Raw genomic sequence first — 21196 nt, 5'->3', positions numbered from 1 at the left:
CTTGATTCGGACACGATTGCCCTTGGCTACATCAAAGCTGTCCGAATGAACTCTTGATTCGTACACAATTGCCCTTGGTTAAGTCAAAGCTGTCCGAATGAGCCCTTGATTCGGACACGATTGCCCTTGGCTAAGTCAAAGCTGTCCGAATGAGCCCTTGATTCGGACACGAGGATTCTTGGCTACATTGAAGCTGTCCGAATGAGCCCTTGATTCAGACACGACTGTCCTTGGCTAAGTCAAAGCTGTACGAATGAACTCTTGATTCGGACACGATTGCCTTGCTACATGGAGGCTATCCGAAAAGCATCTAAATGGAATACTTTTTATACCAAGATCAACAAAGTTTACGAAAAGAGCCTAAGTTATTTATAGATTTTCTATCCCTGATCCAAAGTATACATGGTAAGCTAGGAGAATTTATTTTCCCAAAAAAAGGCAAGCTTCATTTTGAAGAGTCGCACCCGCTGCTTTAAAAATCATGTGTTTTCTTGTATTTTTCAATAAGATATTGAAATCCATATAAAGAAAAAGCCTTGTAAAAGAAATATAGAAAGAATTGAAATTCGTTAAATCGAACTAATTTATAAAGTTTTAATTTTGTGAACAACCTTGTTATTGGATATGCAAAAATTGCTTCGCCAATAACATTTAACATTAAAAATTTTTTAAAATTTCCGTATCCCCATTTTAAAGTCCATAAAGCCATCGCCAACATTGGGCCAATGAGAAAAGGAAATTCATTTTGAATAAAGGACTGTGGTTTATTATAAAATGACCACCATCTGAGTTTTTTTCCAATTTGAGCGTCCAAACTACATAGGAGAACAGCAAGGATTGAGGCTGGTAAAAATCTCTTTATTGTCCTCCATCCTAACAAAGGTATAGTAAGCCAGGAGAGTAATATTAGTACGATATTAAGTAACCAATGTTTTTTCATTGACATATTAATTCTCCCTTGTTCCAAAATGAATCATTAAATTTAGTATTTCTCTTTGTTTATTTAGCTATTCTGCCACATTAGCACAATTAGTAATACTTTTAAGGTGACGCCTCGAGCAATTCTGTCCGAATCAGGTGGTCATTCGGATTGCTAAGGTGAAGCCAACAGCAGTCGTGTCCGAATCCGTGGTGTATTCAGATGGCCTTGAAGCAGCTAACGTAAGTCGTAGGGCGAAAAGTTTTATATTACCTTCGAAAAACATCCGTTTCGCGAACACAGCCATAATTTATTTGCCAAAAACAAATCAACCGCAAACAATAGTAAAATAATACCATTAAAGGATAGAAAATGGGGCTTAAATCAATCCCCTGTTTACCGTATAATGGAGAACGTTAAATTTAATAGGTCAATCGAGTTTTCAAATTCCCCACCCGAATTCGTTCGGTAAAAAATTACAAGAGGTGAAATGGTATGGAACTCAGTACGACTAAAAGAAACTATATTCCACGCCATCCACTCAAATTAACAGTTTGGCGTATTATTGGAATTTTGATCTTGCTTCTCTTTATAAGCGGAAGCGAATTTTTATATGGAACAACTAAAGGACACCAACTTCGAAGAATGGCCGTTGGGACTGTCCTTTCGTCACAGCATCCTCAGTATGTGAAATACTTGAGTTTTTTGCTTCCACAATCGGAAATAAAAGAATTGAATCAAGCCATGTTACATCCTCCGGTTAAGCAATCATCGGTTACTCCTTTAGTAACGAAGGAGAACAAGGATTCCACTGGCAAGAAGGAATCGGTTAAGGTGGACACGATTAATACAGCTAATTTTACAGCAAAAGTTATGGTGGTTCCTGATCCCACAACCGTTCACCTTGTAGGAACGAAGTATTCTACCAAAGGTCAGCCATTATCTGATTTGATTAAAGAAAATAATGGAGTTGCAGGGATTAATGGCGGGGGATTTTATGATCCGAAAGGAAATGGTTCTGGGGCCCAGCCAAAAGGGATCGTAATCATCAATGGTAAGGTTATAAATTCTCCACATGGCTACAAAGTGCCGCAGCTTGTAGGTGCGATTTTAAAAAATGGCGAGTTTATCACAGGAAGTTATTCTGTTAACCAACTAGAGAATTTGGGAGTTCGGGATGCGGTAAGTTTTGGTCCGCAATTGATTGTCAACGGACAAAACCAAGTAACATCAAACGTTGATGCTGCTTGGGGCTGGGCACCAAGAACGGCTATCGGCCAAGCAAAAAATGGAAGTATCGTCATGATTATCACAGATGGCCGATATTATTGGGATAAAACTCATCGGGGTGCCACCATGTCTGATATGGTTCATTTATTTGAAAAATATAACGTTTCAAACGCGATTGCTATGGATGGCGGAGGATCAACAACGATGATTAAGGATGGAGTGCTTCAGCTGAAACCAGCTACTCATACTTCTGTAGGCATGCGTTACCTACCAAATGCATGGATTGTGATTCCACAATAAATAAACGAAACACCTTCACACATTTGTGAAGGTGTTTTTTTTCGAATTGCCTGGATTACAAAACATTTCCTATCAAAAACGATACAAAATGGGACTAAATGTTTTTCCATTTTGATGTCCATCGACATATGATATTGTACCGATGAATGAAAAAGGAAAGGAGGAGTTGATGTTGAGTGAGGAGAAAAAAAGTAAAAAAGGTAAATCACTGTGGGGACCACTTTTGGCAGTACCCGCTGCATTTTTTCTTGCCCCTCTTGGAATCGGACTTTATCTAACTCATCCTTTCCCGGCAAAAACCACTAAAAACCCGAAAGACTACGGACTTGCATTTGAAGAGATTGAATTTTTCAGCCGAAAAGATCAGGTAAAGCTTTCTGGCTGGTGGATTCCTGCCGCTTCCAAGCAGAGCAATAAAACGGTTATCACAGCACACGGTTATATGAATGAACGGGCCATGGAAGGGATTGATGGCTTACAGCTCGCCAAAGCTCTTTCGAAACAAGGCTATAATGTGCTAATGTTTGATTTTCGCAATGCAGGCAAATCGAAAGGAAGAACCACAGGGTTGGGGTACTTTGAAAAGCACGATTTATATGCTGCAATTGAGTATTCGATTCAGAAAAAAAAGCAGAAAAAGCTTGCACTAATTGGCTGGAGTATGGGTGCTTCTACTGCGCTAATTGTTGGATGCGAACATCCTGCGGTTTCTGCCGTCATAGCCGACAGTCCCTTTAGTGATTTAGAAGCTTTTTTAAAAGAAAATCTTTCATACTGGAGCAAATTACCCAAAAAGCCTTTTACACCACTTATTTATCATTCCATGCGAAAACTCCTCAAAATTGACCCCACTGAAGTTTCACCAATCAATAATGTGAAAAACACGAAAGGAAAATCCTTCTTATTGATCCACAGTAAAACAGATGAAGCAATTCCCTATACCGAGAGTGAAAAACTCGTTCAATCCATTTCACCAGATAACGATCGAGAATTGTGGCTGACAGAAGATGGTAACCATATTCATTCGTATCTTTTAAATAAAGAAGAGTATGAGCGGCGTGTTCTCCGGTTTCTAAATAAGTACTTAAAGCTTGCCTAAAGCCCAATCCTGGCACTGCCGGTTATGCCATCTAAGACATAAGCTTTTGGGATATATTAGGTCAAAACCTCGTTCACAGAAGGGCGAGGTTTTTTAGTCTGAAATTTTATCATGGTGACGTTTGAAGGTATATACCCCTTCAAATTTAAGCCCTGATCTAGTTCATATACTATTTATTCATTCTTAATCATTCTTTAACCATTCATTCAGTCAGAATTCAGGTTGCTTTATTATAAATAATTTGTCCGTAAAAATTTATTCAACAAATGTACCATGAAAAAATTTATTTTATTTATTAATCATTTTTTGGAAGAAGGTCTACTATGAACAAAGCTTTAACAGTCTCCATGAATCAAGCAAATGAAATGTTTGCGAAAGTTCCCGAAATTACACTCTACTTTTGGATTACGAAGCTACTGACTACTGGGATGGGAGAGGTGGCCTCTGATTATTTATTCGAGAATCTAAATCCACTTATCTCTGCACCTTTAAGTGTATTAATTTTTGTAGCCGCCATGATTTTGCAGTTTAAAGTACGGCGTTATATACCAAGTATATACTGGTTAGTTGTTGTGATGGTCAGTATATTTGGAACAATGGCTGCTGATGTCGTTCGTGTTGGACTTGGCATCCCCTACATCGTGTCTACCATCTTCTTTATAGTGACACTTGCTGGTGTTCTCATCACTTGGTTTTCCAAAGAAAAAACTTTGTCCGTGCACAGCATTTTCACTCGCCGCCGAGAAATCTTTTACTGGCTGACCGTACTGGTTACATTCGCACTCGGTACCGCCGCAGGCGATATGACCGCATCAAGCATGCATTTGGGTTACTTCTCATCAGGTGTATTATTTACTGTCTTGCTCGCTATTCCAGCTTTGGGTTACAAATTATTTGGTCTAAATGAAATTTTTGCATTCTGGTTCGCTTATATCATGACGCGTCCGGTGGGTGCATCTTTCTCGGATTGGTTAGGGGCATCGCAGATCCACGGAGGTCTAGGAATCGGTAAAGGCTTGGTTACACTTGTTTTATTGCTCCTTATTATAATCCTCGTTGTCTTTCGGGGAGGTTCACCTGCGAAAAGCATGGAAGTTAAGAAGAGTGAGGAAAGAGTATCTTAGCAAATAAAAGTCTAAAAAGATATTACCGAAAACAATAAAAAAAATGGAAGCTGTCCAAAAGGTCGTTTAATGACAACACTTTTGGGATAGCTTCACTTTATGAAAGACCCCAACAAATTGGCCTTTTATTTTCCAATAGGCATACACCCTTCAAATCCTCTATAGGTAACATAATTATGCCGAGTCCAAATATTTAAGTTTCTTTTCTTCGCCTGATTTTCATCTTCCTTAAATAAACGAAGATATTTATAAGGTGGATCCATGATATAAGCTACCCGCGCAAATCCCTCTTTTAATAGGGTTTCCTGCACAGATTTCCCATCCACATACACATAAGCTAGCAACCGTCCATATGAATCTCTCATACTTCCTTTATCAAACTCAATGGTGACCTTTCCGCTACCCAAAAGCTGCTTATTCCGATCATAAGCCTCTTTCGCAAAGGGCTGGATACACATCCCTGGCTTTCTTGATTCGGGAGTGTCTACCAATAAATAACGAACGGTCTCTGTTTTCCCATTAACCTTTACTTTTACCGTGTCCCCATCAATGGTCTCCACCAGAAATACAGGCACCTGATATGAAAGATGGTTATCGACATTTTGTTTGATTACATCACGAGATTGTGGAGCACCGGTCTGTCCTTCTACTTGATTCTCTCGTGTAAGGTTTTGTTGAGGAGGATAGGCAAGCAGCGTCGTTGCTGCAATCATTACACCTCCTATCATTCGTTTTCGCACGGGTCTTCATCCACCCCTTCTTCTAATTTTCCAAACTCACTAGCTATATAAAGGAAAATGACAAAAAGAGACATGGTAAAATAAATAAGTTATTATACGCATGGCAATTATGTGACCGAATGGATAAAGAAATTTCTAATTACGGGGTTAAAAAAATTAGCTGTCGAATATGACAACTAATTTTTTATCTCATATACGAAACCCAAACGCAATCCACATATGTTGATGACTTCATTTTTCTCTAGTTTTTTAAGAGTTACATCATTTCAATGGACCCGTATCCATATTTTTCTCAGCGTGATCAAGCAGTGCACGCACTTCATCTGTTGATTTCGTGTTCATCAATTGATTTCTTAACTCACCAGCTCCACGGAAACCTTTGACATAAATTTTGAAAAAGCGATGCAGCCCTGTGATTGATCGCGGTACTAATTCCGCATATCGATCTTGAAGATCAAGCTGCAGTCTTAAAAGATCCAGGTATTCTTTACTGCTATGCTCTTTTGGCTCTTTTTCAAAAGCAAAAGGATTTTTAAAAATACCTCGACCAATCATAATGCCATCAATACCATATTGTTCTGCAAGTTGCAGCCCAGTTTGACGGTCAGGAATGTCTCCATTAATGGTTAGTAGCGTATTTGGTGCAATACGGTCACGTAATTTTTTGATCTCGGGAATTAGCTCCCAATGCGCATCTACCTCGCTCATTTCCTTTCTTGTACGTAAATGAATAGAAAGGTTCGCAATATCTTGTTTTAAAATATGCTTTAGCCACTCCTCCCACTCCTGAACCTCCTTATAGCCAAGTCGTGTTTTCACGCTGACAGGCAGGCCGCCCGCTTTTGCTGCTTGAATAAGCTCTGCCGCAACGTCTGGACGAAGAATAAGGCCACTCCCTTTCCCTCTCGATGCCACATTCGGTACAGGACAGCCCATGTTAATATCGATGCCCTTAAATCCTAGCTTTGCCATGCCAATACTCATTTGGCGGAAATATTCGGGTTGATCCCCCCAAATATGCGCCACCATTGGCTGTTCATCTTCAGTAAAAGTCAAACGACCACGCACACTTTTCATACCCTCTGGATGACAATAGCTATCCGAATTTGTAAACTCTGTGAAAAATACATCCGGTCGACCGGCTTCACTTACTACGTGACGAAAAACAACATCTGTCACATCTTCCATTGGTGCAAGTATAAAAAATGGTCGTGGTAAATCACGCCAAAAATTTTCGATCAATTCAAACTCAAATCCTCTCATTATGGATATAACTCATACACTCGGCAAAAAATATAAAGCCTAAATGTTCCACTCCTTATACACTTATATCATGCTTTATAACTTATTATCAAACACAAATAACCTTGGATATTTATTATTTGTAAAAAATTTATTGCGAATATCAATGGAATCGTTAGCTCTCCTTAAATTGGAAAGGAATATCAGGTGTGTCTAAAAATAGATTTAGGGCATGACAATTCGAATCAGTTACGATACTATTAATAAAGCAAAAAACAATTAATCTAGTAAAAGAGAAGGTGTCACTGTTGGCAACAAACCCACAAATAATGGAGAAGCCGAAAGTTCAGCAACCCCTATTTCGTCGGGCGGTATTTACTTTTAGCGGTTCGCATTTTTTAAATGATCTGGTAACCACAGGGATGGTTCCAGCTTTAGTTGTATTATACAAACATGCTTTTCATCTTAACTATACCCAGTCCACTTTGATCGTGTTAATGTCTTATTTAACATCCTCTGTTTCGCAGCCACTATTTGGAATATTTGCGGATCGTAAGCCGCGGATTTGGCTATATCCAGCAGGAGTGTTTTGCTCGATCATGGGGCTTGCTTTAACAGGGATTGCCCCATCCTTGCCATGGCTGCTCTTGTTTATTTCCATTTCCGGATTAGGTTCTGGTGCCTTTCATCCAGAAGCCTCAAGAGGGACCCATCTTGCTTCGGGTTCTAAAAAAGCACTTGCCCAAGCCATTTTTCAAGTAGGTGGAAATTCAGGGCAGGCCTTTGGTCCATTATTGGTTTCACTTTATATAACACACTCAGGGATTCGTGGACTTCTATGGTTGATTCCGGTTGCATTATTATCCCTTGTACTGACAGGGCAGATTCTGCCATGGTTAGGTCAAAAATTAGAGTCCGCTAAACAGAATCGGAAAAAGGAATTGAAAGGGACGAACAATATACTCGGGGCAAGTCTGCTCTCTTGTGTCATCATCCTTAGGTCATGGTGCCAAATAGAAGTGGTCGTCTTTTTACCTTTTTATTTGCACAATCTGACCGTTCAACAATCAGAAATTCTTAGCTTTGTCTTTGTCGGTGCCGGTGCACTTGGAACCTTCTTTGGCGGGCTTTGGGCAGACAAAATCGGCATGAAACGTTTTCTTGTTATTTCGATGCTGATTGCAACACCTTTTGCCCTGATTTTCCCTTATGTACATGGGGTGTGGGCAGTGATCGACCTGCTCTGTTTTGGGTTTAGTGTTCTTTCCTCCTTCTCTGTCAGTGTTGTCTATATGCAACAAATGTTGCCTGAGAATATTGGTATGGCATCGGGGCTTTCAATCGGTTTCGGTGTTGGTGCCGGAGGAATTGGCTCCGTCTTCATGGGAGGGATCTCAGACATCTTTGGAGTTGCGAGCGTGTTTACCATTCTCTCCCTCCTACCACTCGTCGGTTCGATTTTTGCTGCCTTTTTACCGAATGATCGGATGAAATTGAAGAAGCAAGCTTAAGATCTGGATTCTCATTCCAATACATTTTAGAGTTAAAACAGCCTGGCTAAAGCAGTCAGGCTGTTTTTGTTCCTTTACTCCCTACCATTTAATTAATCTCTTCGTCATTCTTCCCCTGCCGTTAGGCCGAGTTCTAATCTTCGTGGAATATCGCTTCAAACAGAAAACGATTCGATTCCGTGATGAACTTCCTGTAGCAGCTGATCGTAGATTCCAACGTCTCTTATTGAATTATCAATCCCCTCGCAAATAACAGTGCCGATCTTTGCATGAGGGAATAACGACCAAAAATCATCTTCAATAATAAATCTAGGCATAAATGATCTCTGCATTCTAATTGACTTATTTCCGTTGCTCACGCATCCACTGAGCAACCTGTTTTTCTCCTTGTTCATTTGATTTTTCAAGCTTTGCAATAATCGATTTATAATCGGCATCACTGCGATTTTGACTCATTTTGGCTGCACCTTGAATAGAAGTAATTTCAATATCAAAGCCAACGATTCCTCTCATTTCACTCTCAAGCAACTCTGGGTCGAATGTATCCCAGAGCCGGCCGTTATCACGGTGAGACTCGTAGCGTTTAAGCATTGTATCCAAAGCTGATTTCAGCTCGTCCCCACTAATCACACGTGCTGTTCCATAGGCATGTACAGCTAGATAATCCCATGTAGGAACCTCATCAATCTCATACCAACTAGACGAAATATACGCGTGCGGTCCTTGAAAAATTAGCAGCACATCACGATTGTTATCCAACGTTTTCTTCTGCATGTTTCCGTATGCAATGTGCCCGCTCGCATAGATTTTCCCTTCCTCTTCACGAATTTCCAACGGAATGTGCGTAGCCAAGGGGCGTTGATTTCCATCAACAGTAACCATTAAGGCAAACGGATAAGACTTCATCATTTGAACTGCTTCATCATGATTCATACGATATTGCTTGGGAATATACATAATCTTCTTCCTTTCAACTTGTCATTGTATTTTCAATAATATCAGCATTTTAAAAATATCCGATAAAAAAATAATATTATAGATTCTGACATAGAAAAAGGTACAAAAATAAATAAATATACATGTCAGAGAGGATAGCAAAAAAATTACCCTTTATACCTTTACAGATAACTCCTCCAACTTTTTCTTTCACCATCGCGCTCTAGTCTGGATTATCAGCTGCTTAAACTCCCCTTCTTAATTTTTTATCTTTACGGATTGATTCAATCTTGGTATGAACGAAACATTGGCAGAATTATCACCACTCTGGAATACCTTATCGGAAAAATATAAAAAAGGAGTGCCAGCATGTCCCAGTTTCTAAATAGGTAAATTATGTTTTCGGTATATAATTTTTATCATTTTTTTCTTCAAAGAGGAAATATTAAGTTTAACAATATAATAAGAGAGCAAGTTTATATCTAACCACAATATAAGAATGGTGTTCTCCATTGCTATACGATTTGGTATTTCATATGTGGTAATTTCGAGTACATAATAGAAAAATCGATTAGACAAGCTTCTAGTCCTGTTGCTGAAGGAAGAATCAATAAGTAAAGAATCAACAATTAGATGGAACCGCAGTTGGTGGCAATAAGGGGGGAGCTATTTGAGTGATGAGGAAAACAAACAAAATTGAAGCTGTATTTTGGAGCATTGCTCTTCCCGGTTTTGGTCAAATTCTTAATGGACAACTGATCAAAGGCATGCTTTTTATATTCCTAGAATTCCTTATTAACGTAATGAGTTCATTTAATAAAGCTATTATGCTAAGTTTTTTAGGTGAAATAAGTGAGGCAGTGCAAATTATTGATTATCAATGGTTGATGTTTTATCCATGTGTTTACATGTTTGCAATGTATGACGCCTTCAAGCATGCAGGCGAGAATACTGGACCGTTTTCCTTTTTACCTTTCGCTTTTGGTGCATATTTCGTTACAGTTGGACTAATGTTTTCAACGAAATTTACCATTTTCGGAGTATTTTTCGGTCCAATTTTCCTTCCTATGTTATTTTTGATCCCAGGATTATTGGTTGGATATTTGACTTGTTATCTATTAAAAAAATGCAAAAAAAATTAACGTTTTACATTAAAAAAGACGATGTTTCTTAGTGAAGGAAACACCGTCTTTTTTAAACCAAAATTACCTTTTTCCATTGTTCATCGTTTTTTCTTTAATGAATTCCTACTACTTTGAACCCATGAATGCATCCAAGGGATTTGGTCTTCATCGCCATATTTTAGACACTTAGTTTTTATTCAATAGCACCCTAAACCTAAGTACAATTTTTCATACTTAAAAAAGTGACCTTACATCATGATTAACTTATTTAGCTGCTAACTTATTTCGATCAACAGCATGTGGCGGTTGCTCCATCCACCCTTTTTCAATAAAAATTTTTGCTGCCGCTTCAACAAATTGTGAGATTTTCAATAACGACTTTGAATACATTAGCCCGATATCATGCCTCCCGTTAACAGCAGTAGAATTTCCAAATGCTCTTATTTTCATCGAAAACATATCCATTTTATGAAATAACATTAATTTATCTGAAAAGGGTGAAAAAGTTGAAGTTGTCACCAAATCATCCAAAAAAGAAGGTGTAGGTAGATTCTCATCATGTAGCTTTTGCATATAGTGTTCGATGTTTTTGGAGGTCAGGTCTCTGCCCCACTCAAACAATTTCCGTATCTTTTCATCCTTTACCACTTGGGCAAATGCCATAATCAGTGCTTTGCTCGCAGTATTATTTTCAATATTGTCGTAAAGGTGAGCAATTTCTAATGCATGCAACGAACGCACATGTCCCAAAAAACCATTTAAAAAGTCCTGATGAACAAACTCCACTTTTTCTGGCACCGGTATAATAGGAGGTTTGATAATAAATCCTTTATTCATTAATATTTCATTGATTTGCGCAATTAAGTCCATTGTGGCATCCATACTGTACCTAAAGAATTCTTTAACATCTCTTCTAATCATAAGCGGTATTGCAACATTATAGATACTCATTCCTGCTTTTGCAGCGTATTTCAAATAATGAACATAGAATTGATCTTGAAATAAACGAGGAGCTCCAAGGTTTACGTCTTCCTCCCCAAAACCTTTAGGAATAGGGAAGTTCTCCTTTTTAAAAATTCCTTCGATTGTATTCATAAATTTTAAGGTTAATTTTAATGCATTTTCTAATAAAGTTTTAATATCCCTATCTTCTACATGTTGGAGATAATAACTTAATATGCATTTTGACATGCTGTTTCCCATATAAGTAGCCCAAAGTTTGCCCATTTCTGCAGAAGTTAATGGTTCGCTAGTATCTTCTTTGTATGAACCTAATTTAATCGGCTTAATTATTTCCATGGTTTCTCCTTTCTATAAGCTTTTGGTTAGTATCCCCTTCATTTTGAATCATACTCAATAGTTAATCCATTCAAATTGAATTAGGAGATTTCTACCTGCTCGCTCTATAATAAAGTTCATTAGTATATTAAAAGGAAATCTACTTTAGTGAAAAGCAAACTGGAGGTAAACTTATTCTAAGATATTTATATTTTTCTTCGCTTTTGGAAAAACCATGTACAAAATAATCGTGTAATAAAAAGGGCAACACCAATGGTAATCCAGCTAATATACCATTTCCAGTGAAGATATTTGATTAGCTGTGTATTCCTTTCAATCAGGACTTCTAGGATGGTCAACAAGGAACTAAATCCAACATAGTACCCCAATTGGGAAAGTCTTCCTCGATTTTTTGGATACCAGACATTAAAGGCAGCACATACGACGGGAAAAGCATAATACTCAAAAGTAAAGCTCGTCCGATTAATCGAAGCAAACAGTCGAACAGGATATTCAATTAGCCCCATCTCTACGACCACTAGACCGATAAGAAAAGTAATGATCTGATTGAATAAAAAAGCAACTACCGCTAGTCGAATTTTATTTTTTGGTATGAAGAATAGAATAACCGTTGATAAAACCCAGACAATTAAGAGGATCCACCATTCGATTCTCATTCACTTCCCCACCGCTCTGATTGGAACAAGTTTTTATCCTTAAAGAACCAATTGCAGCAAACTTGACTCATGTAAAAAAGAAACCCTATGTAAATCCACATCCCATACCAAGGCAAAAGGTCATATTCCAATAAATCTGTATACCTCTCGAGAACACTATCATATAGCGTGATAATCGAAACCCAAACCAAAAAGGGTATCATCCTAGACCAAAAGCTGCCTTTTTTCTTCTTATGGACGTAATAGATGGAAAACAATACTGGATAAAAAAAATAATCAATTGTAAAAGGGAGATCTGTTGCTTTTGGGAATTCTCGTACAGGAGCTTTTAGCAAATTAAGTTGAAATGAAGGCAAATCGCAAAGCCATATGAAAGCTTGAAAAATCAATAATGCCAAGATTCCCTTGCGCCGATCATTGCGCGGAATAAACAGCATCAAGCAAATAAAGCCGGTCAACCACATTGCTACTAGGATGATACGCTCCACTAGCATGTTTATAGAAACTCCCCTTTTTTATTTTTTTAAAAGAACATTTAAACTATTCCTAGGATTGGATTTAATCTTAGTATGAACAAAACATTGGCAGAATTATCACCACTCTGGAATACCTTATCGGAAAAATATAAAAAAAAGAGAGTGCCAGCATGTCCTAGTTCTAAATAGGTCCCTGGCACTCGTTACTTTTCTTGTATAAGGATTTACACCGCTATTTCTTAAGATTGTTCAATCGTAGCAGCATGAATGGATAATTATTTTTCTCAAACCTGGCGATTTTAATTACTCCATCACACGTTTGAGTATCCAAGAACTTTCATAAGCTGGATTATCATGATTCTTTGTAGGCTTGGTGTAATTCCGAAAGATTAAATTTCTTCATTTTAAGAAATGCTTTCGTTACGCGGACTAGCTGTTCAGGTGTGCCCTTACTCATCATCTTATCCATCTCACTTGGCACAATCTGCCAGGATAGACCAAACTTATCTTTTAGCCAGCCGCATTGCTCGGCTTCCGGAACCGCAGAGAGATTTTCCCAATAGTGATCAATCTCTTCTTGTGTGTCGCAGTACACCATAAAGGAGATTGCCTCGTTAAAACTAAATTTATGCTCATGCGCACTATCCATTGCTGTAAACCACTGATTATCTAAGCAGAAATCAGCGAACATGATGGTTCCTTCTTTGTCAGGTTCCATGCCTTTAGGATAGCGAGCGATCAGTCCCTGCTTTGCATTCTTAAATACGGATAAATAAAAGTTAATCGACTCTTCCGCCTTCCCGCATTTATCACCAACAAATAGAAGTGATGGCAAGATTTCAGGCCGTTCTTCCCCTTCAGGATTGGTAAGGATTAACTGCCAGGACAAACCATATTTATCCTGTATCCATCCATACCTTTCACTGAATGGATACTGGCCAAGCGGCATCAATGCTGTGCCACCTTCGGACAATTTGTTCCAAACCTCATTTAATTTTTCACTCGCGTCTTTTACTCGCGATGGGTCAAAATTAACCATGAAAGATACCGATGGATTGATCTTAAAATAAGGTCCTGCACTAATGGCCATGAACTTCTGCCCCCATAGCTCAAAAGAAACGATATCGGAATCGCCTGAGGGTGTGCCGTGGATTGTCGTTACATTTGTAATTTTTGAATCTGGAAATATGGAAGCGTAAAACTCAGCTGCTTCTTTTGCTTCCCGGTCATACCATAAATGCGGAACGATTTTTTGAATTGTGTTTGTCATTGTTACTCCTCCTTTATCTTCAATGGAAATTTCCTGCACTGAATTTTAACCTATAATGATTCGCTCTTTTGGATAATGATAATTCGTTTTAAGTGGTTTACCACCCATGATTAATAAAAAGGTAAAGATGCCGATTCTTCCGATGAACATTAAAATCATAATGACAATTTTGCCCATGACACTTAATTTTGCCGTGATCCCCATAGAAAGACCAACCGTTCCAAAAGCCGATGACACTTCAAAGATGATCTCCAGTAATGAAAAATTCGGTTCCAAGATCGTAAGGATGACGGTACTGATACAACAGAGCATCATCGCTGTTGTAATGACGATAAAGGATTTTATGACATCCTCCATTGCGATTTCCTTTCTGAAAATTTTTATGGTCGTTGTTCCGTTCGCAAAATAATAGATACTTAATACCATAATCGCAAAAGTAGTCGTCCTGATCCCTCCTCCTGCACTACTTGGAGATGTTCCGATAAACATGAGAATACTTAAAATAAATAGAGTAGGCGGTGAATATTCATTAATATCGATCGTATTAAGTCCACCATTTCTAGAAGACACCGAATAAAACAGCGAATTGAAAAAAGACTCGTGCCAAGATTTATCGGAAAAGAAACGATTATATTCACATCCATAAATCAATATGGTGCCGACTACAATTAAGGCAAAAAATGTTAGCGTCGTAATTTTTGTAAACAAAGAAAACCGATAAGGTGTTTTCTTCCGGTGTTTAAAAAACTGAATCACTTCCATCAGTACTGGAAAACCAATCGCTCCTATTATTAACAACACCATCGTCATGATTAACACAAAGTAATCATGTGAAAATGGGATTAATGATTCTCCTGTGATATCAAATCCCGCATTGGTGGCAGCACTAACAGAAGCAAAGAAACCTTGTAAGTACGCTTCCTGCCAGGTAGGAAAGTATTTTAAAAAGTATGTACCAAAAATAATAGCCGCTACTAATTCCATGATAATAAAGAGGAACAGGATATTTCTGACGAGCTTAACTAATCCGGAAAATGTGGGAAGGTTTTGGTCCGTCATAATCAGCATTCGGTCTTTTATTCCAATCCGTCTTCCGATTAAAAGCCAAATCGTTGTTCCAAGAAACATAATTCCAATTCCACCAAATTGCAAAATGAGCGCAAATATAAATGTTCCCGGAACGCTTAGAACTTCATTGATCGTAATGGTAGATAATCCAGTCACACTAACCGCACTGACAGCAGTAAATAGCGCATCAATCAACGTTAAGTGAACATTGGGTTTTAGTGTAATCGGCAGCATTAATAATATAGTTGAAACCACCACAGCAATGAAGTAATAAATGAAGATTAATTGTGCAGGTTGTAGTGGGTTCTTTTTTTTCTGTTTTAAAATTTCCATGTCTCTCCATGTTACCCCTTTAGCGTTATAATCCAAATATTTTTTTCTTTCTCTATATCCTCTCATTGTGCGATATTCATACTGTTAATGCAAATCATACCCTCCCTATTTTTTTACTTTTATTTTCTCCGATATGACCGTCCAGTACTTAGGATCTTCTAGTCCAAGCCGCCAAATCCCAATGCCACGCATGTTATATTTTTCCACAAGGGTTTGTTTAACGCGCAAACTGGAACAATTCTCGAACCAAACCTGGTGGGGATGATGGTTTTCATCTTGATAACTGAAACCAAGAAACGAAGGAATCCAATTCCTGTAAACCATCTGATATTGAATTGTAAAGTGATTATTACGAAAGTAATATATAGCTGTGTTATAATTCTGAAAAAAAGATTAAGCTTTTCAAAGATTTTGATTGTATAAGGTCAAGTATAGTTTTTATAAGCGAGGGATGGATTTGCTGGTAAAATATAGAAAAAACTATGAAAAAATTGCAATGGGACTTTTATCTTTTATACCGAGCGAAAAAGATCTTAAAAACCTGAAGAAAACTATAAACGAATATGATACAGAAAAAGACCGAACACTCTATCTTTGGAAAGAAAAAGAAGGTATTGTTGGCCTGATTGGTGTATTGTTTAAAAATAACCAAATCCTATTGCACCATATTGCCATAAATCCCGCTCATCGTAATCAAGGATTCGGCAAGCATTTGGTTAAAGCTTTAAAAAGACGCTACCCTTTAAAGCCAATCCTTCCAACTGAAAACACGGAAGCTTTTTTACATAAATGCAATGAGGATTTGCAGAATGATATGAAAAAACTAATGTCTGCGCCTAACTAATTCTCTATTTTCATTCATCATTATTCATCCAGCCTTAAACAAAACTTCTATTTAAAAAGTGGCAGACATCATCCAATTTTATGGATTGTGCCTGCCACTTTTCACCTCTCCTAGTATCAAAATCTGAGGTTCATTCATGATCAATCGTTACCAGGTGCCTTGTTATTTTTAACAGAATATTCATATTCCTTGATTAGAATCTTTATAATTTATTATAAAATAAGCTTAGAGTATAAGAAAGGAAGTGTCTTATGTTACTTAAAGGTCGAAATGAATCAGATGAATTACTCGTTTTGCGATATTTGAACACTAGAATGGAGTTAACCCATGAGCAAAAGTCCCATTATTTAAATCTCGAAAAAGGTTATGAAGGGGAAGTAAAATTTGACCGGATGATAGAGAACCTTCAAGAAGAAAGGTATATCATCAATGACTTATTACTTAAAGTAAACAATTCCTATTTTCAAATTGATTCATTGATTATTTCAAAGGGAGTTATTCACTTATTGGATATAAAGAATTTTGAGGGTGATTGTTACTTAGATTCAGACAAACTTTTCGCGGTGAAAACTGGTCGTCAATATAAGAATCCGGTAGACCAGTTAAAAAGAAGCACAACTCTTTTCAGCCAACTCCTTCAAAACCTCAAGCAAAATTACCTTGTCGATCCCTTCGTAATCTTTATCAATCCTGAATTCACCTTATACCAAGCCCCAATGGATCAACCCATTATTTTTCCAACCCAGATAAATCGTTTTATATTTAATTTGAATAAAACTTCATCCACGTTAAATGATGGGTACAAGAAACTAGCACAAACATTGATTTCATTACATCAAACTAAAAATCCATATACGATATTGCCGCAATTTTCCTATGATCAAGTGCAAAAAGGAGTGTATTGTAAGGATTGTAATTCCTTTTTTGTTTTTATTAATAATAATGACTTTGTATGCAGAAAATGTGGAGAACATGAAAAGATTGAAGAAGGCATTTTGCGGAATGTGAAGGAATTTAAATTGCTTTTTCCAGAAAGAACAATTACCACTAACAGCATATATGAGTGGTGCAATGTAGATTTAAATAAAAAGACGTTCTGCCGAGTTTTAAAGAAAAATTATACTACGTTTGGTACGACAAGGAATACTTATTATAAATAAATATAGTAATATTCCTTTTTTGTAAAACTTCAAGCTTGAGTTTTTTTGGACTTGAGTTGATATAGACAATGGCTTTCTTTTTGCTCCGATTGGTGTCCGAATCGGGCCAGCATTTAGACTGGATTTCCTTTTCTTGGCTTAACTTGTCCGAATGGGACTTGGTTTCGGACAGGTTTTGTTTTTTTGATCCTTCCGTTGTCCGAATGCGACCCGCATTTAGACTGGATTTTATTTTTCCTAGCTTGGCTTGTCCGAATCAGACTTGGTTTCGGACAGGTTTTGTTTTTTTGATCTTTCCGTTGTCCGAATGCGACCCGCATTTAGACTGGATTTTATTTTTCCTAGCTTGGCTTGTCCGAATCAGACTTGGTTTCGGACAGGTAATGTTTTTTGCTCCTACAGTTTTCCAAATACGAATCGTTTTCACACAAAAAAGCGCCAGGCACCATCTAGTTTACAGGAAGGTACCTGGCACTTGTTAAGAATCAAAATGTGATTCAGAAGCACAATCTAATAAAAAATCCGATCGCTCTCTCCCATACAAATACAACCGATGCATCGGTCTTGTCATCGCCACATACAGCAATTTAATGTCTAAATCTACTCTAGAGAATGGCTCCTCCAAGCATATAACCATAACTGCATCAAACTCCAAGCCCTTCGATAAATACGAAGGTACAATCACTACATGCCCCTTCTTCATATCTTCTTTTCCCTCTAGCAATTGAATCGGAAGCTGACTTTTTTCAAGGATCGCATGGATTCTTTGGGATTCTTTGTCTGTACGACCAATGATCGCAATAGAGTTCAGATCTTCCTCTTTAAGTGAAGAAATATCCTGTTCCAGTTGCAACCTCACCTGGTCAAGATTAGCAGGATTAATCGTTTTAAACCATGGTTTTTGGCCATGCCGAATAACGGGTTCAACCTTTGGCAAGTCCTTGTTAAGCAACTTCAGAATATCATTGGCCAAATTCATAATTTCAACAGTGGTTCGATAGCTTTTTTGTAACGCCTGATAATTAGCATTGGGAAAGACCTCTTTCAAAACTGGTTCCCAGCTATTCAAGCCGCGATAAGAATGAATTCCTTGTGCTAAATCTCCGACAATCGTAAACAAATCGGTTTCGAAGCCTTCTTTTAAGGCTGCAAATTGAAAATAGCTGTAATCCTGCGCTTCATCGATGAAGATACTGCGCATTTTGTATTTTTCATCGATGCCTTCTAGTTTTGCTTTCAAATAAAATAACGGTGCTAAGTCCTCGAGTTCGTAGGCCCCGCGATCAAAAATCCGCTGACAAAACTGACTTAAAACCTTACATTCTTGATCGGTCAGATTGGTGGAATGCTTTTTTAGGATTTCAGGTGAAGACATCATTTCCTTGTACAAAGTGAAAACATCTTTCATCACAAACTGTTCCATATACTTTTTTACCGCTGTCTTCGCTTCTTTCTCCACCTGAGCAATTCTTTGTTTTTTCATGTCCATGAGGTCAACAACTTTTTGCTTTCTTTTTTCTGTGTCAATCCTCCTGCTATATAGAGCCCGATCTAACGCATCATCATATTTCGTGTTGAGTTTGGTTTTGATGATGGCTTTTTTCGTTTTTAAGTCACTTTCTAACAAGGATTTTATTTTCGCAATCCTTTTATAGATTGGTAAGTACGTATATTCTTTTAAAAATAGTCGTTTGAGATTTTGTCCCTTCAGAAGAATTGATTTTTCCACGATAAAATCTTCTGTAGGAGCAAGACTTACTTCCAATTCATTTAAATACCCATCGATTGCTTCTTTAAATTCAAGGGATCCCTTATAACTGGACATCCATTGGATGGATTTTGATGCTCCTTTTCCTTCTATAAGTTTCATCAGCTTTGTAGTAGGAGACATCAGTTTTATTTTCTGCCCTAAGGAAGCTTTCATGAAATCAATAAAGGTGGTTTGGTTGATTTTGTTGACGCCGAGTTCTGGTAAAACGGCAGATATATAATCGATAAATAATCGGTTTGGTGCGAGAATCATGAGTTTTTCTGGAGGAAATTGATAACCAAAGGAATAAAGAAAGTAGGATATTCTATGGAGTGCGATTGTTGTCTTCCCGCTTCCCGCAGCCCCTTGAACAATGATAGGTTGTTTCAGCGATGCCCGGATTACTTCGTTTTGCTCGTTTTGAATGGTCGCAACGATTTCCGTTAAGCGATTGTCTGCTTTCCCTGACAATGATTTTTGTAAGAGTTCATCGTGTGTGGTCAAATCGATGTCACGGATTTCTTTTAATAATCCATCGACAATTTCATACTGCCTTTTTAAGGACAAGTAACCGGTTTGTGTCTCCCCATAAGCTTCATACGAAACATCTCCCAACCGGCCGTCATAGTACACATTGGCAATTGGCGACCGCCAATCCACGATGATCGGCTGTTGTGTCACACGGTCAAACAAGGACACTTTACCAATGTACAGGTTTTCTTCCTTTTTTGTGCTATTACTTGTAAAATCGATTCTTGAAAAATAAGGCTTGCCTACCACACTTTCTAATCTTTTCAGTTCACTTTGTGCCAGTTCAAGAAACCGTGCATTTGCGAGTAGGTCTGTGTAACTTGCACTACTCTCTTTGTCATCTAGTTCAGCAAGCGCTTGCTTCATGTTTTCAACGAAGAATTCTTTATTTCCTTTTGAGATTTCTAATACCGTTCGTATGTATTCCTTCGTAAACTCTAAACGCTCGACTTCATCTTGGTAATCTTTATGGTCCCGGACAGACACTTGATCTTTGGCACTCATCCTATAATTTCGCCACCTCTTTACTCAATGATGGAAACATGGGATATTAAGATTAACGAAAACATTTATCATCGTCAAGTTTTTATTTCTCAGGGTCAAAGGTGAAGTTTATATTAAAAGGAATCAAAAAAAACATATAGGATTCTGTTTTGAGGAGCATTACATAAACACATTACATACACTATACTGTTTTTTTCCTTGAAAGGAGTTTATGTGGTGATGAACTATTCACCTTATTATAACTGGCATATTGATTCGTAAAGGCATCAGTTCAAACTAGTTACAGCGTATACGCTTGGTGTTCCTATAAATGTTAACCTTTAACTCTTGCCCCCGTTACTCTAAGTGTAATCGTTCACAAAGTCGATTACCAGCCCTTACGATTACACAAAGAAGTAATATGTGCAAGATGATGTCGCCCGTGCCAAGCGTAGATTCCTATATTTTTACCTACTGAAACTTCACCCGAATCTGGGTGGATAAATGCCTTTTCCATATCAGTTGGACTTAGACTACGTAAAAGGCTTGTCCAGCGTTGGTGTAATGCTTCGAGCAGTGAGAGTGAAATATCAATTGGTAATGTATAATCAGAAAGTTCCGCCCATTTAGTTTCGTCATATGTCTTAATCACAGGCTTTTCTTCTGTAAGAGCCAATTTAAAGCGAACGTAGGCATTCATATGACTATCCGCAAGGTGATGTATTACTTGTCGAACAGTCCACCCCCCCGAACGATAAGGTGTATTAAGCTGTTCATTATCTAAGTCTTTTACAGCATCTCGTAATAATCTTGGTAAACTTTCCATCTCATTTATCCAATCCTTTGTAATGTTGTTAGTAATCTCACCATTATATTGAAATGTTCCAATTGGATATTTCATTTCCATCTACTCTTCCTCCTATAAAGTCACTAGTAATTTTTTTGGTTAACGAAATGAAATGTCTAAAAATATGTAATTCTACATCGTTTCCTTTAAATCCTTTACACCTATATAGGTTTTCACCTACACTAGTCGTTAATCCAATCACAAATGGCTGCCTTTTGTGGCAGCCAGTCTTCAAGAAAGGACCATTTAGTTAA

19 protein-coding genes are annotated in these 21196 nt (G+C 37.7%); 7 read left to right on the top strand and 12 right to left on the bottom strand.

Features of this window, described 5'->3' with window-relative positions:
• Positions 1 to 472: 472 nt before the first annotated feature.
• Positions 473 to 946 carry a hypothetical protein gene (locus M028_RS0120620; protein WP_035424233.1) on the bottom strand — a complete coding sequence of 158 codons (474 nt, stop codon included), beginning with the start codon at positions 944 to 946 and terminating at the stop codon, positions 473 to 475.
• A 468-nt stretch (positions 947 to 1414) separates the two neighbouring features.
• Here M028_RS0120620 and M028_RS0120615 point away from each other — a divergent pair, with 468 nt between their 5' ends.
• The 3 genes from M028_RS0120615 (at position 1415) to M028_RS0120605 (ending at position 4672) form a co-directional block, all read left to right on the top strand.
• Positions 1415 to 2449, top strand: a complete 1035-nt coding sequence (locus tag M028_RS0120615; protein ID WP_026575556.1) for a phosphodiester glycosidase family protein — start codon at positions 1415 to 1417, stop codon at positions 2447 to 2449.
• Between the two features lie 169 nt (positions 2450 to 2618).
• A complete protein-coding gene (locus tag M028_RS0120610; RefSeq protein WP_051591129.1) occupies positions 2619 to 3548 on the top strand; it encodes an alpha/beta hydrolase in 930 nt (309 codons plus the stop codon).
• Positions 3549 to 3871: 323 nt separating this feature from the next.
• Positions 3872 to 4672 (top strand): COG4705 family protein, encoded by an 801-nt coding sequence (locus M028_RS0120605; protein WP_051591128.1) that lies wholly within the window; start codon positions 3872 to 3874, stop codon positions 4670 to 4672.
• A 125-nt stretch (positions 4673 to 4797) separates the two neighbouring features.
• Here M028_RS0120605 and M028_RS30555 read toward each other — a convergent pair whose 3' ends face one another.
• Together M028_RS30555 and M028_RS0120595 are read right to left on the bottom strand one after the other, a co-directional pair.
• On the bottom strand, positions 4798 to 5385 hold the full coding sequence (locus M028_RS30555; protein WP_051591127.1) for a thermonuclease family protein: 588 nt from the start codon (positions 5383 to 5385) through the stop codon (positions 4798 to 4800).
• A gap of 288 nt (positions 5386 to 5673) precedes the next feature.
• Positions 5674 to 6654 carry a tRNA dihydrouridine synthase gene (locus M028_RS0120595; protein WP_197031453.1) on the bottom strand — a complete coding sequence of 327 codons (981 nt, stop codon included), beginning with the start codon at positions 6652 to 6654 and terminating at the stop codon, positions 5674 to 5676.
• Between the two features lie 329 nt (positions 6655 to 6983).
• On the opposite strand from M028_RS0120595, the gene M028_RS0120590 reads away from it, so the two are divergent.
• Complete coding sequence (locus tag M028_RS0120590; protein WP_026575552.1) at positions 6984 to 8165, top strand: MFS transporter; 1182 nt, start codon at positions 6984 to 6986, stop codon at positions 8163 to 8165.
• Positions 8166 to 8320: 155 nt separating this feature from the next.
• Here M028_RS0120590 and M028_RS0120585 read toward each other — a convergent pair whose 3' ends face one another.
• The gene (locus M028_RS0120585; RefSeq protein WP_155925686.1) at positions 8321 to 8482 is read right to left on the bottom strand and encodes a hypothetical protein; all 162 of its coding nucleotides are present in this window, start codon (positions 8480 to 8482) and stop codon (positions 8321 to 8323) included.
• A gap of 25 nt (positions 8483 to 8507) precedes the next feature.
• Positions 8508 to 9122 (bottom strand): FMN-binding negative transcriptional regulator, encoded by a 615-nt coding sequence (locus tag M028_RS0120580; protein ID WP_026575550.1) that lies wholly within the window; start codon positions 9120 to 9122, stop codon positions 8508 to 8510.
• Positions 9123 to 9778: 656 nt separating this feature from the next.
• Here M028_RS0120580 and M028_RS0120575 point away from each other — a divergent pair.
• Positions 9779 to 10243, top strand: coding sequence for a hypothetical protein (locus tag M028_RS0120575; protein WP_026575549.1), 465 nt, complete (start codon positions 9779 to 9781; stop codon positions 10241 to 10243).
• A gap of 246 nt (positions 10244 to 10489) precedes the next feature.
• On the opposite strand, the gene M028_RS0120570 is transcribed toward M028_RS0120575, so the two are convergent.
• From M028_RS0120570 to M028_RS0120550, 5 genes are all read right to left on the bottom strand, one after another.
• On the bottom strand, positions 10490 to 11524 hold the full coding sequence (locus tag M028_RS0120570) for a DUF3231 family protein (protein ID WP_026575548.1): 1035 nt from the start codon (positions 11522 to 11524) through the stop codon (positions 10490 to 10492).
• A 185-nt stretch (positions 11525 to 11709) separates the two neighbouring features.
• Positions 11710 to 12180 (bottom strand): CBO0543 family protein, encoded by a 471-nt coding sequence (locus M028_RS0120565; protein WP_026575547.1) that lies wholly within the window; start codon positions 12178 to 12180, stop codon positions 11710 to 11712.
• Positions 12177 to 12674, bottom strand: a complete 498-nt coding sequence (locus M028_RS0120560) for a CBO0543 family protein (protein ID WP_026575546.1) — start codon at positions 12672 to 12674, stop codon at positions 12177 to 12179. Before M028_RS0120560 ends, M028_RS0120565 begins: the two co-directional genes overlap by 4 nt.
• 334 nt (positions 12675 to 13008) lie before the next feature.
• Positions 13009 to 13926, bottom strand: coding sequence for a VOC family protein (locus M028_RS0120555; protein ID WP_026575545.1), 918 nt, complete (start codon positions 13924 to 13926; stop codon positions 13009 to 13011).
• Between the two features lie 45 nt (positions 13927 to 13971).
• The gene (locus M028_RS0120550) at positions 13972 to 15327 is read right to left on the bottom strand and encodes a TrkH family potassium uptake protein (protein ID WP_026575544.1); all 1356 of its coding nucleotides are present in this window, start codon (positions 15325 to 15327) and stop codon (positions 13972 to 13974) included.
• Positions 15328 to 15784: 457 nt separating this feature from the next.
• Here M028_RS0120550 and M028_RS0120545 point away from each other — a divergent pair, with 457 nt between their 5' ends.
• The gene (locus tag M028_RS0120545; RefSeq protein ID WP_026575543.1) at positions 15785 to 16171 is read left to right on the top strand and encodes a GNAT family N-acetyltransferase; all 387 of its coding nucleotides are present in this window, start codon (positions 15785 to 15787) and stop codon (positions 16169 to 16171) included.
• A gap of 251 nt (positions 16172 to 16422) precedes the next feature.
• On the top strand, positions 16423 to 17331 hold the full coding sequence (locus M028_RS0120540; protein ID WP_026575542.1) for a nuclease-related domain-containing protein: 909 nt from the start codon (positions 16423 to 16425) through the stop codon (positions 17329 to 17331).
• Positions 17332 to 17809: 478 nt separating this feature from the next.
• Here M028_RS0120540 and helD read toward each other — a convergent pair whose 3' ends face one another.
• Both helD and M028_RS0120525 read right to left on the bottom strand, forming a co-directional pair.
• Positions 17810 to 20116 (bottom strand): RNA polymerase recycling motor HelD, encoded by a 2307-nt coding sequence (gene helD, locus M028_RS0120530; RefSeq protein WP_035424230.1) that lies wholly within the window; start codon positions 20114 to 20116, stop codon positions 17810 to 17812.
• 367 nt (positions 20117 to 20483) lie between these two features.
• A complete protein-coding gene (locus M028_RS0120525) occupies positions 20484 to 21002 on the bottom strand; it encodes a YfiT family bacillithiol transferase (RefSeq protein WP_026575539.1) in 519 nt (172 codons plus the stop codon).
• Positions 21003 to 21196: the final 194 nt, after the last annotated feature.

It is taken from the genome of Bacillus sp. UNC438CL73TsuS30 (genome assembly GCF_000482325.1).
GTDB lineage: Bacteria > Bacillota > Bacilli > Bacillales > Cytobacillaceae > Neobacillus.
This window is presented reverse-complemented; position numbering and strand designations above follow the sequence as displayed.

Excerpts from the sequence above, each read along its gene's own strand:
- M028_RS0120620 (WP_035424233.1), bottom strand. The coding sequence starts at position 946 with ATGTCAATGAAAAAACATTGGTTACTTAATATCGTACTAATATTACTC.
- M028_RS0120615 (WP_026575556.1), top strand. The coding sequence starts at position 1,415 with ATGGAACTCAGTACGACTAAAAGAAACTATATTCCACGCCATCCACTC.
- M028_RS0120610 (WP_051591129.1), top strand. The coding sequence starts at position 2,619 with ATGTTGAGTGAGGAGAAAAAAAGTAAAAAAGGTAAATCACTGTGGGGA.
- M028_RS0120605 (WP_051591128.1), top strand. The coding sequence starts at position 3,872 with ATGAACAAAGCTTTAACAGTCTCCATGAATCAAGCAAATGAAATGTTT.
- M028_RS30555 (WP_051591127.1), bottom strand. The coding sequence starts at position 5,385 with ATGATTGCAGCAACGACGCTGCTTGCCTATCCTCCTCAACAAAACCTT.
- M028_RS0120590 (WP_026575552.1), top strand. The coding sequence starts at position 6,984 with ATGGAGAAGCCGAAAGTTCAGCAACCCCTATTTCGTCGGGCGGTATTT.
- M028_RS0120585 (WP_155925686.1), bottom strand. The coding sequence starts at position 8,482 with ATGCCTAGATTTATTATTGAAGATGATTTTTGGTCGTTATTCCCTCAT.
- M028_RS0120580 (WP_026575550.1), bottom strand. The coding sequence starts at position 9,122 with ATGTATATTCCCAAGCAATATCGTATGAATCATGATGAAGCAGTTCAA.
- M028_RS0120575 (WP_026575549.1), top strand. The coding sequence starts at position 9,779 with ATGAGGAAAACAAACAAAATTGAAGCTGTATTTTGGAGCATTGCTCTT.
- M028_RS0120570 (WP_026575548.1), bottom strand. The coding sequence starts at position 11,524 with ATGGAAATAATTAAGCCGATTAAATTAGGTTCATACAAAGAAGATACT.
- M028_RS0120565 (WP_026575547.1), bottom strand. The coding sequence starts at position 12,180 with ATGAGAATCGAATGGTGGATCCTCTTAATTGTCTGGGTTTTATCAACG.
- M028_RS0120560 (WP_026575546.1), bottom strand. The coding sequence starts at position 12,674 with ATGCTAGTGGAGCGTATCATCCTAGTAGCAATGTGGTTGACCGGCTTT.
- M028_RS0120555 (WP_026575545.1), bottom strand. The coding sequence starts at position 13,926 with ATGACAAACACAATTCAAAAAATCGTTCCGCATTTATGGTATGACCGG.
- M028_RS0120550 (WP_026575544.1), bottom strand. The coding sequence starts at position 15,327 with ATGGAAATTTTAAAACAGAAAAAAAAGAACCCACTACAACCTGCACAA.
- M028_RS0120540 (WP_026575542.1), top strand. The coding sequence starts at position 16,423 with ATGTTACTTAAAGGTCGAAATGAATCAGATGAATTACTCGTTTTGCGA.
- helD (WP_035424230.1), bottom strand. The coding sequence starts at position 20,116 with ATGAGTGCCAAAGATCAAGTGTCTGTCCGGGACCATAAAGATTACCAA.
- M028_RS0120525 (WP_026575539.1), bottom strand. The coding sequence starts at position 21,002 with ATGGAAATGAAATATCCAATTGGAACATTTCAATATAATGGTGAGATT.